A 14,186-nucleotide genomic window follows, 5' to 3' on the forward strand; every position below is an offset into this window, starting at 1 on the left:
ATCGGATAGTCCACCATTCGCACAACAAGGAGACCAGACATGATCAAAACACTTCTCTGCGCCGCGCTCACCGCCGCTTCCGTCACCGCAGCAATGGCCAATGACGCCGCCAGTGTGAAGCTTGTCTACGACCAGGCCCTTCCAAACGTGCCCGGCAAGAGCATGAAAGCCGTGCTCGTCGAGTACGCGCCGGGGGGTACGTCGCCGGCCCATACCCATCCCAAATCCGCGTTCATCTATGCCACGGTCCTGGAGGGAGCGATCCGAAGCCAGGTCAACGATGGGCCGGTGAAGACTTATAGCGCCGGCGAGAGTTTCTCGGAATTCCCGGGCGACCGTCATGCCGTCAGCGAAAACGCCAGCAAGACGGAAGGCGCTCGTCTGCTTGCTATTTTCGTCGTCGACACCAGCGAGACGGAACTGACGACGAACGCGAAATGAAATCGTGGCCCTCCGGACCATCGGGGCATATGCGAAGGGACGGTCAGTGACATGAATTCGATCGCCAGCCGCACACTTGCGGGGATTTCGGTCCCCGATACACCGCTTGTCGGCCGAGCGATCGAACATGCTCGCGAGCGATGTGAACCTTACTTGTTCAACCACGTGGTCCGATCCTGGCTTTTCGCGGCCCGGATCGGACAGATTCAGAATATCCAGCACGACGCGGAGGTTGTTGCCGTTGCAACTCTGTTGCATGACGTCACGCTCAATGAGGACTTCGCCGGGCCGCGCCGTTTCGAAGTGGAAGGCGCCGATCTCGCCCGCACCTTCGTTCGGGAAGGCGGCTTCGACGAGCGGCGCGCCCAATTGATCTGGGACAGCATCGCCCTCAACTCGACGCCGTCGATCGGCTTCTACAAGGAGGCTGAGGTGGCGCTTTGCACAGCCGGCATCTGCCTCGATGTCGTCGGCTTGCAATACAGCCTCGTTTCGTCAGCCGAGATTGCAAAGATCATCGGTGAGTTTCCACGCCTCCAAATGAAGCGACGGATGGCCCGATGCTTTTGCCATATCGCCGAGGTCAGGCCGGAAACCACCTACGACAACTTTGCCCGGGACTTCGGCGAGCGCTTTGTTTCCGGCTACAAGGCGACTTCGGCAGTTGATCTTGTGATGAACGCTCCCTTCGAAGAGTGAGCGCAGTTTCGATCCAGGTTCTATCGACACCGGTCGGTTCAGCCTCGCCCTTCAAGTGACCCAAACGCCGCGCACCTGTCGCATGCCTGCGGCAAAGCGAATTGCCGAGGGCAGCGTTCAGGGTGCCAATTTCCACCGCTTCCTATACTTCGGTTTAGGCGCCCCAAACCGATCGAATGGCAATACATATCATCGGCACGATAGCAACAGTTTGGCTCACCGGTCATCCTTACGCTGCAATGGATTGCAAACACCTCAAGGAGATAAGTAATGAATATTGCAGCGTCACCGGTCGCTCCGAAAGGAAAAGCCGTCGCCCAACGCGCGAGTTATGCGGAGCAGTCGCCGGAACTTCTGAAGAAATTTATTGAATTTCTTGGTGCGACGCGAGAGGGGTCGATCGAAGAACCGATCCGCGACCTTGTTGCCGTCCGAGCCGCGCAACTGAACGGGTGCACCTTCTGCCTTGATATGCACGTCAAACAGGCGAAGATTCATGGCGAGCGCGAACTGCGCCTTTACCACCTGGCAGCCTGGCGGGATTCGACCCTGTTCGTTCCTCGCGAGCGTGCAGCCTTGGCATGGACGGAAGTCTTGACCAAGCTGCCCGAGCAGGGTGTCCCGGACGAGGTCTACGATCGGGTCAGGTCGCAGCTTTCCGAGAAGGAAATCTCCGATCTGACCTTCGTCGTCATGGCGGTCAATTCTTGGAACCGTCTGAACATCGGCTTCAAACCGGTCCCGGGCTCGGGGGATGCGAAGTTTGGCCTGAGCAAAGCAGCGCTAAGCTAATCTTTGGAATGGGTCAGAATGGCGCTTGTTTTCGCGCCATTCTGACCGGCCAGGCAAAGGCGCCGACCTCGGCGACCAAACCCTGGAACCGATCCCAGCCTCCCGGCCGCGGCCGCGAGGCGCTCTCAGGAGGGCGTCATGCGCATTGACAGTCTGCATCCAGTAATATCGGCCCGTCTCATGGTGATCGACGTCGACGCTCCACTCCGCAGTGCAGCACTCTCACTTTCCAGGCCCGCAATAGGCCTGGTCGTGGTGTGCCACGGCAGTGGGGAGGCGGCAGGCGTGCTGAGCAAGTCCGACCTTGTCCGCCATCTAGCGAATTCAGGGCCAACAGAAGCGCCGATTGCGGCATTGATGAGCCGGTCCATCGTGTCTTGTGGTCCCGATGATGATCTTCATTCAGTCTGGCAGACCATGGCCGCGCAAGGCCTGCAGAATGTGCCGGTGCTCGGCGCTGACTCGAAACCGCTAGGCGTCCTCGATATCCGTGATGCGATGAAGGCGCTCTTCAAACAAGAGGAACTGCAGGAACGGCTGCTTGCCAACTACATCAGCGGGATCGGCTATCAATAGATCATGGTCTCGCGTTTGGATATACCGAAGTATGTATCGGAGTCTTCTTAGACATAATGGATAATAAATACCATAAATTATAGTGTATTGAAGCAAATAGGTGTCGGCTGAGCCAACGGGGTAATGAAATGTTTCGTCCGGACATAAAAGAAGATGTCTTCGACAGCCCATCCGATGGTCCTGGAAGTGGTATGTCCGTGCAAATGTCGACGGCCGGCATCGTCCATGACCTGGGCAATCTCATTCAGGTCGCCTCGTCGGCGTTGAACCACCTGGCCCGCGATCCGAGCATCCAAGCGGCTCCGGCGCTTGGGCCTGTAGTTGCCGGCGCCAAAACGGCTTTGGAACGGGCTGGTGGCCTTGTCCGGCAAACCATCAGCCTGGCCCGAGAGAGCCCCGCGGAAATCGAATACACAAACGTAGGTGCTTGCCTGGCTGAGATCGAAACCCTCGTGCGGAGCGCCTTGGATGCCAATTTCGGTCTTGAGCTTCGGGTTGGATCGGACCTGCCTTTGGTGAGATGCGATCGCCTTGGATTGCAAAATGCGGTTCTGAATCTTCTGTTCAACGCGCGCGATGCAATGCCTGACGGCGGCTTCATCTCGATCGATGCCGGCTTGGCCTCTGAAAGCTCTACCGCCGGTCAGGTAGATATCCGTGTCGCGGACAGCGGTATCGGGATGACCAGCGAGACGATGGTCTGCGCCTTCGATCCGTTCTTCACCACCAAAAGCGAAGGCCTCGGCGGCGTCGGTTTGCCGATGGTGAAGCGCTTTGCCGAGCAGTCAGGCGGAAGCATCGATATTCAGAGCACACTTGGGGCAGGCACGACCGTCACTCTGCGGTTGCCTGCGGTGCGATAGCGGCCGGCCAATCTCCCTCCGGTGACAAACGTGACATACAATCGAGAGATAAAGATGGATGCACAAGTCGTTGAAAACGTCGAACAGGACCGTTTCGAGCTGCCGATCGCCGGCGATATGTTTGCGGCGGCCTACTATCGGCTCGAGGGCGGGAAGGTCGCGCTGATACACACCGAAGTCCCGTCGGAATTTTCCGGACAAGGGATCGCGTCGCGATTGGCGCAGGGCACCTTCGAGCTGCTCCGCAAAACCGGCCGTAAAGCGATCTTGAAATGTCCCTTCATGAGCCGCTTTTTCGCCAAGCACCCGGACTATGCAGATGTCGTCGACGGCTAGTCAGGGCACGAATGTTGAGGGTTTCCCAGGGATCTATCCTAATGCACGACGAGTATGATTTGCAGAGGTTCGTCAGCGCACAGGATCCGGTCTACGACGACGCGCTGGCTATTCTCCGTCAAGGAATGATGTGCACTCCCTATATGGAGTTCATCTTCCCAAGGTTGGCCACCAGGCGAAGCGGTACTGCGCCTGAGCCATATTCAATCACATCGCTCGACGAAGCCAGCGCTTATCTCTCATTTCCGATCCTAGGAGGCCGTTATCGGGAATGTGTTGGCACACTGCAGCGGCTCTCCGGCCTAAGCGCTCGCGCTGTCTTCGGTGAGGTTGATGCGAAGAAGTTGCACGCGTCCCTCACGCTGTTTTCCGAAGCAAGCAACGACGAGTTCCTGCTCGAGACAATCTTCGACGTCTGGTTCGACGGTTTGCTCGACGAGGAAACGATGAACGATCTCTACTTGATATCGTAGTGGTCTGCCTACGCCACCGGCGTAAAGCTGTCGCGGCGCTGAGGTCACCATCCGCTGCCTTATCCCTCACACGCTGCGATCTGGCAGAGGCATGAACTCGTGGTCTCCCGGCACGCCGGAGAAGCGGCGTTCGCGCCAATCCGCCTTTGCCTGCTCGATCCGTTCGGCTGAAGAGGAGACGAAGTTCCAATAGATATGACGTGGCTCGGAAAAGGGCTCGCCTCCTATCAGCATCAGCCTCGCCGCATGGAAGGCAGGCGCCTGGAGCACAATCTCAGCGCCGGGCGCCAGAGCTATCAATTCGGCCTCATGAAACGTCCCGAACTGGCCGACAATTCCAACCTCACCGGCGACGATGTAGATTGCACGCTCACGGTGTTCGGGTTTCACCTGGTATCGCGCACCGCTCGTGAGCACAATTTCGGCATAGACCATGTCGGAGAACGTCCTTACCGGCGAGACCAACCCGTCAGACGCGCCGGCGATCAACGTAAGCTCGACGCCGTCGGCACAGATCCTGGGTATTTCGGGAGCGCCAAAATGTGCGACGTCGGCGGCAATTTCTTCATAGCGGGAGGGGAGGGCGATCCAAGCCTGAGCGCCGAAGAGATTGCTTCCCGACGCCCGGACTTCCGGTGGCGTGCGCTCGGAATGGACGATGCCCGACCCGGCCGTCATCCAGTTGACCTCGCCAGGACGGATGGTCTGCACTTTACCGAAATTGTCGCGGTGGACGATCTCGCCGTCGATCAGGTAGGTCACGGCCGCAACGCCGATATGCGGATGCGGTCCCATATCGAAACCGTGACCTGCGTCGAATATAGCGGGGCCGAAATGGTCGAACAGGATGAAGGGCCCGATCATCAGGCGATTCGAGGAGGGCAATACGCGCCTTATCTTCAGTCCGTCGGCAAAATCACGGATAGCCGGCTGGATGATTGTATCGATGCCTGTGATATCGCTTTGGCGGATGGTCATGGATCTCTGTCCTTCTGCATGCCTTGTCAGCCAGGTGCTCGAACGCGCTTGAACGGAGCGGCGCGAAAGACTGTCTGAATGGCTTTGAGGAGCGCGAATTTGGAGCTCGCGTGGTTCTGTCCGGCGATGCCGCTTTCATTAAGAGCCGACACCCTCTTCGACAGGATCGCCGCAAGATCTTCAGCCATTTCGGGCCTTTCGTGCAGCAGCGGCGCAAAGCTTTCCTGGTCTATCTCGTAAACCTCGACGGGGGTCATTGCCCGCAAACTCGACATCTCGCCAATGCCGGCGAGCAAGCCGGTCTCGCCGAAGAAATCGCCGGGTGCAAGCCGGCCGATCTCCTGCAGGTGAGCATCGTCCTCGCCAATTTGCCGGACGATAACTCCCGTCCGTACGATCATGAGCGACGGCAGCATCTCTCCCCGTCGTGCGATGATCTCGCCCTTATGGTAGGTGCGAACCGAGGCCGCTGCGGCGAGCGACTCCTGCTCGGTATCCGTTAGCGCCGAGAATACCGGTATGGACCTGATGAGTTCGATCGGGGTGAAGCTTTGGGAGGCTGCCTTCTCGTCGCTCAGCCGGTTGGTCATGGCAATCGAAGCCGAAAGTGGCTCCGCCAGCAGCATGCCGGTCGACTTTGAATGGCGATAAATGAGATCGAAGATTTCGTTCCGAGCGGCACTTCGCTGGTCAAGATTTGCGACGCGAAAAAACAACTCGATCTCGATAGCTGCCGCATCCAGGCTTCTGATTGTGACCAAAGGCGAAGGGTCCTGGAGGATTGAATTGCAGCTCAGCAAGACGGTGCGCATGAGGTCTACGATGATCGCCGGCGTCTTCGTTGGCGCCATCTTGACGGTTACGGCAAGTCCATGGCTCTCGTCCGGACCGCTTAGATTTGTTACCCCGATCTTGGCGAGAAGGCTGTTCGGAAGCGCGACGACATTGTGGGTCGGGGTCAGGAGTTGGGTCGACCGCCAGTTGGTCTCGACAACGCGGCCTTCGGTTCCGTCGCTCAGAATGATCCAGTTTCCAAGTACGTAAGAGCGGCCGAGGTTAAGCGCGATCCCCGAAAATACGTCACCGAGCGTATTCTGGAGCGCCAGTCCCAGGATGACGGCAAACACGCCGGACGTGGCAATGAGCGTTCCGACCGGCACCGCAAAGACGAACGCCAGGATCGACAGGAACATTCCAGCATAGACGATACCGACCACGACGTCCTGCAGGAGACGTGCCTCGCGCGGCTTTCGCTCAAAAACGAGATAGATACGGACAAATCCGATTAGCGCCCAGGCAAGGTGAACCCACCAGAGCAGCTTGACCGAGCCCATGAGGATCGCTCCTCCGGTTGTCTCGTTGTCCCCTGCGGCCTCGTATGGCACGACGCGCAGGTCGAGAACCATGGCCGACATCGCGAGGAAAAAGCTGAGTTGGACGACCAGCTTCGCATTGGCGAAGCGTCTGGGGATGAGGGTCCAAACGACGATCCCGGCGAGGCCGAGCAACACGATGTAGACCAGAGGAGAGTTCCACCAGTTCATGAACGATCACCGCCATTCACAGTTCAATGTTTGGCCTCCGGCCCGGCGATCGGGCCTCGGCCGCTGGCCTTGTCTTTTTCGAGAACTGCTTCGGTGATCGAATTCGGCAGCCGTCGCGGCTTTTCGATCAGCCCGAGCACCGGCATGGCGATGACGAAGAACGCAAAATAGTAAAGCGTCGCCAGTTGGGACATGACGACGTAGGCGCCTTCCGCCGGTCGGGAGCCGAGCCAGCCGAGAAAGAGGGCATTGGCAACGAACAGCCAGAAGAGCACCCTGTACCAGGGGCGGTAGACCGCCGAGCGCACCTTCGAGGTGTCGAGCCACGGCACCAGGAACAGCACCGCGATCGAGCCGAACATCGCGAGCACGCCGCCGAGCTTGGAATCGATCGGCCCGATATTGAAGGTGATGGCCCGCAGGATCGCGTAAAACGGCAAGAAATACCATTCCGGCACGATGTGGGCCGGCGTCTTCAGCGGATTGGCGATCGTGTTGTTGTCGGGATGGCCGAGATAGTTCGGCAGGTAGAAGACGAAATAGGCGAAGAAGAACAGGAACACGAGGATGCCGAAGGCATCTTTGACGGTGGCATAGGGCGTGAAGTCCACGACATCGGTTTTCGATTTGACCTCGATGCCGGTCGGATTGTTCTGGCCGACGACGTGAAGCGCCCAGATATGCAAGGTCACCACGCCCGCAAGCACAAATGGCAGCAGGTAATGCAGCGCAAAGAAGCGGTTCAGCGTCGGATTGTCGACCGCGAACCCGCCGAGCAAAAGCTGCTGGAGCCAGTCGCCGATCAGTGGGACGGCCGTGAAGAAGTTGGTGATGACAGTAGCGCCCCAGAACGACATCTGTCCCCAAGGCAGCACGTAGCCCATGAAGGCCGTCGCCATCATCAGCAGGAGATTGGTGCAACCGAGCACCCACAGCAGCTCACGCGGCGCCTTGTAGGAACCATAGTAGAGCCCGCGGCAGATGTGGATGTAGACGGCAATGAAGAAGAACGACGCGCCGTTGGAATGGAGATAGCGCAGCAACCAGCCCGAATTCACGTCGCGCATGATCTCCTCGACTGAATTGAAGGCCAGTCCCGTATCAGGAGCGTAATGCATGGCCAGCACGATGCCGGTCAGGATCTGTGAAACCAGCATGATCGTGAGAATGCCGCCGAACGTATAGGCATAGTTCAGGTTGCGCGGCACCGGATAGACGATGAAGCTGTCGTGCACCAGCCGCGGCAGCGGCAGGCGGGCATCGAACCAACGTGCGATTCTGGTTTTGGGCGTATAGGTCGAGTGTTTGTCGCCGCTCATCGAAATGCCCCCTGCCTCAACCAATGCGGATCTTGGTGTCGGAAACGAACTGGAACACCGGTACCGCCATGTTCTCGGGTGCCGGACCTTTGCGGATGCGGCCGGCGGTGTCGTATTGTGAACCGTGGCACGGACAGAACCAGCCATCGAAGTCGCCTTCCTGACCATGCGGGATGCAGCCGAGATGGGTGCAGACCTGGACCATCACCACCCAGGCTTCCTTGCCCGGCATAGTTCGGTTAGCGTCGGTTGCCGGCGCGTCGACCGGCAGGTTGGCGTTGCGGGCGATTGGATCCTTGAGCTCGGCGAGACTGACTGACTGGCCGTCCTTCATCTCTTGCTCAGTGCGGTTGCGCACGACCACCGGATTGCCGTGCCAGTCGACGATCAGCGACGTTCCTGGCCTCAGCGAGGAGACGTCGACCTCGATCGCGTCGGGCGCTTCGACGTGCAATGTGTGCTCGGCTGTGGAGGTTTCGGAAAGGTCGGCCATGATGGCGACTCCTATGTTGGAAGCTGCGTCATCGCGTTGGTGGCAATCGAGCAAAAGCAGGCCACAGCTTTCGCCTTCCAGTCTGCTCATGCCGCGCGGAATATGCCGGCCGTGGCCGGGTGTGAGCCATCGTGCCAACGGCGCGTGCGTCCAATACTTTCGTTTATGATTTCCTGAGCGAAGGACTGGCCGGGCTGGCGATGACGCCGTCATGGAAGGTTCTGAATTCCTCCAGGTAACCGTTGGCCACTGAGCTGAGATACCGTCCGGCATTGCGCACGGCGATCCCGAACTTCAGCCCGATCATACCTCGGCACAGGCATGCCTAGCTGTCGGTGTCGTAGTCGTCGTCCCCGCCAAGTGCGAGTTTTTGGAGCAGTTGTCTCGCGTGGCGCTGGGCAGGTTTTCGCCCGGCGACGACCAATTGCGGAACTCAATCGGGGTCAGAAAGGGAAAACGGTGAAACTCTACTACAGCCCTCTCGCCTGTAGCCTGGCGGATCACATCGCATTGGAAGAGGCCGGTGTTTCCTTCGAGCGCGAAAGCGTGAACCTCAAAACCAAACGAACGAGCTCCGGGGATGATTTCACCACCGTCACGCGCAAGGGCTATGTTCCAGCCCTCGTGCTGGATAGCGGCGAAGCGCTGACGGAAAATATCGCAGTCCTCGACTGGATTGCGTCACAATACCCGGCACTGGGAGTGGCGGGGCCGTTGGGCCGTACCCGCGTTCTCGAAGCGCTGGCCTACGTCTCAACTGAAATACACCGAAGCTTCAAGCCGATGTGGCACCAAAGCAGCGATGCCGAAAAGGCCAAGGCGAGCGCGGCGATTACGAGCCAACTCGAGTTCGTCGCTGACGGGCTCGAGACCGACTATCTGTTCGGCGACAAACCCAGCGTGGCGGATTTTTATCTTTTCGTGATGCTGCTTTGGGCGGCCCGCTTCCACGTCCCTGTTCCCGCGCCTTTGCAAGCGCTTCGCGCCCGAATGGCTGCGCGACCGGCCGTGCGCATCGCAATGGATCGTGAGGGCCTCGTCTAAAAGCCGAGGGTGGCTCCGAGCATAAGATCAGACGCAATATATCCTCTCACCCCAACAAAGATCAGGAGTCATTCTCATGCTGCCGTTTCTGCGGATGCTACATCCAGCCGCTTCCAAGCGCGGGGACGGCCTACGTCTCGAATTTCTCAGGAGGGAAATCGAGGAAACGCTGGACCTTACCGGCATCCGGTCAGAATTCGCCGCACTGCCTCCTGGCCGAGCGGTTACAATCCTGGATTCGTCGCAGTCACCGTCGGAATAGGCGCAATATTTCCTGTCGGCCGATACGGCGGCGGGTTCTGGTCGCTCCCGCTTGTTGGTCATCATAGAGGCTTCATCATGAATGCGAATAAAGCTCCCGAGACGGTCGATCATCGCCGCCGACGCATTGTTGGTGCAACGGCAATGACGTTCGCCGCCACCGAACTCGGCTTGAACGCACCGGCAGCCACTTGGACGGTCGAGGCGAAGGCATCCGCGATGCAACCCAGGCAGAAATCATTCGGCTCGCTCAGCCAGGTCAATGCCGGAAAGCTGAGCGTCGGATATGCGGAGCTAGGGCCCGCCGAAGGTGCCCCAGTGATCCTGCTTCATGGCTGGCCTTATGACATTCACACTTACACCGACGTCGCTCGCCTGCTTGCCGCAAAGGGGTACCGCGTGATTGTGCCCTACCTGCGCGGCTACGGCACTACGCGATTTTTGTCGGACGAGACGATGCGCAATGGCCAGCAGTCGGCGCTCGCCGCGGATGCGATCGCGCTGATGGATGCGCTGGGGATCGAAAAGGCCACGATCGCCGGCTGCGACTGGGGCGCCCGAACGGCCAATGTCGTTGCCGCGCTCTGGCCGGAGCGTTGCAAGGCGATCGTCTCGGTGAGCGGCTATCTAATCGGAAATCAGCAGGTCGGCGTGGTGCCGCTGCCACCGGAGGTGGAGCTTCAATGGTGGTATCAGTATTACTTCGCCACGGATCGCGGCCGCGCCGGCTACGAGAAATACACGCGCGATTTCGCCAAACTCATCTGGAAACTCGCTTCGCCGCAGTGGAATTTCGACGATGACACCTTCCAGCGCAGCGCCGCAGCCCTGGACAACCCGGATCACGTCAGCATCGTCATTCACAATTACCGCTGGAGGCTCGGCCTGGCACATGGCGAGCCGGAATATGACGTTCTGGAAAACCGGCTGGCCGAAGCTCCCGTGATCACAGTGCCGACCATTACCCTTGAGGGTGATGCCAATGGTGCACCCCATCCCGACAGCAGTTCCTACGCCAAGAAATTCTCGGGCAGATACACGCACCGGATCATCATCGGCGGTATCGGCCACAACTTGCCTCAAGAAGCCCCGCAAGCCTTTGCCCAGGCTGTCATCGACGTCAGCGAATACTGATCAGGCAAGCTGAGTGAGCTGCTGATGCCTGCGCTGGATGGGTGGCGAGGACATGATGGTTGCGCATTTGCGCTGAACGTCGAGGCGAGGCGCTGGTCCACATCGATGTTGCGCTTGACTCGTTCATATTATCCGTAATAAATCATACATATTGCCTCGAAAAAAGACGGCAGGTCTGGGAGGACCAATGAAAATCACGGCCATCAAGGCGCGCGTCTGCAATGCGGAAATGCGCAACTGGGTCTTCGTTCGCGTCGAAACCGACGAGCCCGGGCTGTTTGGCTGGGGTGAGGCAACGCTGGAATGGAAGACCCGAGCCGTCGTTGGGGCGCTTCAGGACCTTGAGGCCCTGCTCATCGGGCAAGATCCGCGCAATGTGGAGCAGTGCTACCAGATACTTACGCGGCACGGCTTTTGGCGTCTTGGCGTCGAGGGAATGTCCGCCGTCAGCGGCATCGAGATCGCGCTCTGGGACATATTGGGCAAGTCGTTGGGCGTCCCCGTCTGGCGCCTTTTGGGCGGTCGGGTCCGCGACTATCTGCGCACCTATACGCATCTCGGCCTCGGGGACATGAAGGCGGTCTATGAGACCGGATCCGCGGATGCCATCGTGGAACGCGGACGCATCGTGACGCAAGCAGGCTACGATGCGGTCAAGGTCGTCTGCATTCCCTACACCCACTACGTGTCTCCTGCGAAGGCAGTCGATTCTGTTGCCAACATGGTTGGCTCACTTCGCGAGGCGGTAGGCCCGGATATCGACATCATGGTTGATTTCCACGGACGCCCTGCATCGGTTAACGCGGCGATGGATTACCTCAAGGCAATCGAGCCGGCCCGCATCATGTTCGCGGAAGAGCCCGTGCCGCCCGAAGATGTTGCCGGACTGGCGCATATCACGGCGCGATCGGCCGTGCCGATCGCGTCCGGCGAACGGCTGATCGGGCGCCGCGAATTCACGCACTCGATCGCAGCCCGCGCCTTCAACATTGCCCAGCCGGATATTTGCCACACTGGCGGTCTGCTCGAGACAAAGAAGATCGCGGCCATGGCGGAAACCGCAGGCATCGGCCTTGCGCCGCACAACCCGCTCGGTCCGATCGCCGGTGTGGCTGCTCTTCATTTCGGCATATCGACCCCAAACGTTGTCATTCAGGAGGAGATGTCCGGTGCCGTCGCCTGGTACGACGATGTCGTTACCTGGCCAATTCGGCGCAAGCCAGGCCGCTGGGATCTGCCCGAACTGCCGGGCCTTGGCGTCACCGTCAAGGAGGACGTTATCGCGCGCCACCCCTTCAAGCAGGAAGTGCTGCATGCCCGCAACGCCGTCATGCCGGACGGCACCGTGGTCGACTGGTGAATGCAATGGCAGGCCGGCTGCAAGGAAAGATCGCAATCGTCACAGGCGCCGGCCAAGGCATCGGTGCCGCCACCGCCCGGGCTTTTGCGATGCATGGGGCAAAGACCGTCATTGCCGAACTGAATGCGGCAAGCGGCAAAGCGATCGCCGACGAACTGCGTGTCGGAGGCGCCGACGTATCGTTCGTCGAGACGGATGTCACGGACGCATCCGCGGTCGCGGACATGGTCGCCCGCACGATCACGAGCTATGGCGGCGTCGACGTTCTCGTCAACAATGCCGGTGCCAACGTCTTCTACGAACCACTGGCGATGCCGGATGAGGAATGGGACCGCTGTCTCAAGCTAGACCTCCAGGCCGCATGGTTCTGCGCCAAGGCAGTCTTGCCGACGATGCTGGCGAAGGGCTCGGGGTCTATCGTCAACATAGCGAGCTGTCACGCGTTCCAGATCATTCCCCGTACATTCCCGTATCCGGTCGCCAAGCATGCACTTTTGGGCCTGACCCGTTCGCTGGCCATCGAATATGCCGCGCGCGGTATCCGGGTGAACGCGATCGCCCCCGGCTATATCGAGACGCCGATCGCGGAAGCCTACTGGAACACATTCCCGAACCCCGCCGAGGAGAAGCGGCGAGCCTACGACCTTCATCCGCCCAAGCGCATTGGCCGGCCGGACGAGGTTGCAATGACGGCGGTTTTCCTCGCTTCGGACGAAGCGCCGTTCATAAATGCCGAGACGATCACCATCGATGGTGGGCGCTCGGTTCTCTACCACGACTAGCAACGACCATCGAGCTCTCAGGGAGGATCTTCATGAAAACCACAACAAAGGCTTTGGCGACATTTGCGGTACTGGCTGCCGGACTGATGAGTGGCGCAGCAAGCGCAGACGACATCAAGATCGGCTACATCAACAAGATGGGAGACCATCCATGGTTTGTCGCCGAAGTCGGCGGCGCCAAGAAAGCGGCCGAGGCGGCAGGGGCTGCGTTCGTGTCGCAGGACGTTCAGTTCGACGCCAATTTGACGATCACGACCTTCGATACGATGGTCGGCGATGGCGTAAAAGGCATCGCCATTGTCGTCCCCGACAAGGCGCTGGGACCGGTCATCGCCGAGAAAGCAAAGGCCGCAAAAATTCCCTTGGTGGCGGTCGACGACGACATCTACTACGAGGACGGCACTCAGGTCCCCTATGTCGGCATGAATGCCTACAACATCGGTGCGCGGGTGGGCGAAGAGCTTGCCAAGCTCTACAAGGCCGACGGCTGGGCGGGTAAAGAGGTGCGCATCGCGTCGATCGAGGACCGCAAAGCGGATACCTGCATGCAGCGCAACAAGGGCGCGGAAGAAGCATTCCTGAAGGCGGTGTCCGATTTCAAGCCGGGCAATATCGTTCGCGTCCCCTACGACAATACGATGGTCAACGCCATCGACGTGATGACCACCACATTGACGGCCAATCCCAGCGTCACGAACTGGATATTCTATTCATGCAACGATGATGGCGTGCTGGGTGGTGCGCGAGCCCTGGAAAACGCCGGCTATACCGCAGACCAGGGCATGGGGATCGGCATCGACGGGAGCCGCGCTTGTGACGCTTTCGGATCCGGAAAGCCCTCGGCGTTCCGTGGTACGATGTGGCTCAATTCGGAAAATCATGGCGCGCTGGCGGTGAAGATTCTCTTGGCCTCCATCAAGGACGGAACGAAGCTTCCCGTTCAGTCCTTCACGGACCCGGAATACATCACCGCCGAAAATTTTGCGTCGGACTACAAAGCCAAGCTCTGCCACTGAACCAGATATGCGTCATGCCGCAGGGCGCATGACGCTCTTTGGGCCGGCAGTTCGTCGGCAGGCACACGGGATCGA

General features: G+C 59.4%; 16 protein-coding genes. 12 read left to right on the plus strand and 4 right to left on the minus strand.

Features of this window, described 5'->3' with window-relative positions; translation table 11 throughout:
- Positions 1 to 39: 39 nt before the first annotated feature.
- From NKH71_RS12195 to NKH71_RS12225, 7 genes are all read left to right on the plus strand, one after another.
- Positions 40 to 441 (plus strand): cupin domain-containing protein, encoded by a 402-nt coding sequence (locus NKH71_RS12195; RefSeq protein WP_352483841.1) that lies wholly within the window; start codon positions 40 to 42, stop codon positions 439 to 441.
- A 252-nt stretch (positions 442 to 693) separates the two neighbouring features.
- Positions 694 to 1,140 carry a hypothetical protein gene (locus NKH71_RS12200; RefSeq protein WP_352895039.1) on the plus strand — a complete coding sequence of 149 codons (447 nt, stop codon included), beginning with the start codon at positions 694 to 696 and terminating at the stop codon, positions 1,138 to 1,140.
- Between the two features lie 270 nt (positions 1,141 to 1,410).
- On the plus strand, positions 1,411 to 1,932 hold the full coding sequence (locus NKH71_RS12205; RefSeq protein WP_352483843.1) for a carboxymuconolactone decarboxylase family protein: 522 nt from the start codon (positions 1,411 to 1,413) through the stop codon (positions 1,930 to 1,932).
- Positions 1,933 to 2,070: 138 nt separating this feature from the next.
- Complete coding sequence (locus NKH71_RS12210) at positions 2,071 to 2,508, plus strand: CBS domain-containing protein (protein ID WP_352483844.1); 438 nt, start codon at positions 2,071 to 2,073, stop codon at positions 2,506 to 2,508.
- A gap of 128 nt (positions 2,509 to 2,636) precedes the next feature.
- Complete coding sequence (locus tag NKH71_RS12215) at positions 2,637 to 3,371, plus strand: sensor histidine kinase (RefSeq protein ID WP_023716997.1); 735 nt, start codon at positions 2,637 to 2,639, stop codon at positions 3,369 to 3,371.
- A gap of 54 nt (positions 3,372 to 3,425) precedes the next feature.
- On the plus strand, positions 3,426 to 3,707 hold the full coding sequence (locus NKH71_RS12220; RefSeq protein WP_352483845.1) for a GNAT family N-acetyltransferase: 282 nt from the start codon (positions 3,426 to 3,428) through the stop codon (positions 3,705 to 3,707).
- 41 nt (positions 3,708 to 3,748) lie between these two features.
- On the plus strand, positions 3,749 to 4,180 hold the full coding sequence (locus tag NKH71_RS12225) for a DUF1810 domain-containing protein (RefSeq protein ID WP_023716999.1): 432 nt from the start codon (positions 3,749 to 3,751) through the stop codon (positions 4,178 to 4,180).
- Between the two features lie 66 nt (positions 4,181 to 4,246).
- Here NKH71_RS12225 and NKH71_RS12230 read toward each other — a convergent pair whose 3' ends face one another.
- Genes NKH71_RS12230 through petA form a run of 4 tightly spaced genes read right to left on the minus strand, consistent with a single transcriptional unit; the run spans position 4,247 to position 8,514 of the window.
- The gene (locus tag NKH71_RS12230) at positions 4,247 to 5,158 is read right to left on the minus strand and encodes a pirin family protein (RefSeq protein WP_023717000.1); all 912 of its coding nucleotides are present in this window, start codon (positions 5,156 to 5,158) and stop codon (positions 4,247 to 4,249) included.
- Between the two features lie 26 nt (positions 5,159 to 5,184).
- Positions 5,185 to 6,702 (minus strand): mechanosensitive ion channel family protein, encoded by a 1,518-nt coding sequence (locus NKH71_RS12235; RefSeq protein WP_352895040.1) that lies wholly within the window; start codon positions 6,700 to 6,702, stop codon positions 5,185 to 5,187.
- Between the two features lie 23 nt (positions 6,703 to 6,725).
- Positions 6,726 to 8,021, minus strand: a complete 1,296-nt coding sequence (locus tag NKH71_RS12240) for a cytochrome b (RefSeq protein WP_352483846.1) — start codon at positions 8,019 to 8,021, stop codon at positions 6,726 to 6,728.
- Between the two features lie 16 nt (positions 8,022 to 8,037).
- On the minus strand, positions 8,038 to 8,514 hold the full coding sequence (gene petA, locus NKH71_RS12245; protein ID WP_031193388.1) for a ubiquinol-cytochrome c reductase iron-sulfur subunit: 477 nt from the start codon (positions 8,512 to 8,514) through the stop codon (positions 8,038 to 8,040).
- Between the two features lie 459 nt (positions 8,515 to 8,973).
- On the opposite strand from petA, the gene NKH71_RS12250 reads away from it, so the two are divergent.
- The 5 genes from NKH71_RS12250 (at position 8,974) to NKH71_RS12270 (ending at position 14,111) form a co-directional block, all read left to right on the plus strand.
- Complete coding sequence (locus NKH71_RS12250; RefSeq protein WP_023717005.1) at positions 8,974 to 9,558, plus strand: glutathione binding-like protein; 585 nt, start codon at positions 8,974 to 8,976, stop codon at positions 9,556 to 9,558.
- 339 nt (positions 9,559 to 9,897) lie between these two features.
- Complete coding sequence (locus NKH71_RS12255) at positions 9,898 to 10,953, plus strand: alpha/beta fold hydrolase (protein WP_352483847.1); 1,056 nt, start codon at positions 9,898 to 9,900, stop codon at positions 10,951 to 10,953.
- Positions 10,954 to 11,140: 187 nt separating this feature from the next.
- On the plus strand, positions 11,141 to 12,313 hold the full coding sequence (gene dgoD / locus NKH71_RS12260) for a galactonate dehydratase (RefSeq protein WP_023717007.1): 1,173 nt from the start codon (positions 11,141 to 11,143) through the stop codon (positions 12,311 to 12,313).
- 5 nt (positions 12,314 to 12,318) lie between these two features.
- Positions 12,319 to 13,095: an SDR family oxidoreductase gene (locus NKH71_RS12265; protein WP_352589065.1), complete on the plus strand. Its 777-nt coding sequence runs from the start codon at positions 12,319 to 12,321 to the stop codon at positions 13,093 to 13,095.
- Between the two features lie 32 nt (positions 13,096 to 13,127).
- Positions 13,128 to 14,111 (plus strand): substrate-binding domain-containing protein, encoded by a 984-nt coding sequence (locus NKH71_RS12270; protein WP_023717009.1) that lies wholly within the window; start codon positions 13,128 to 13,130, stop codon positions 14,109 to 14,111.
- Positions 14,112 to 14,186: the final 75 nt, after the last annotated feature.

Source organism: Mesorhizobium sp. M0983 (assembly GCF_040318975.1).
Lineage (GTDB): Bacteria > Pseudomonadota > Alphaproteobacteria > Rhizobiales > Rhizobiaceae > Mesorhizobium.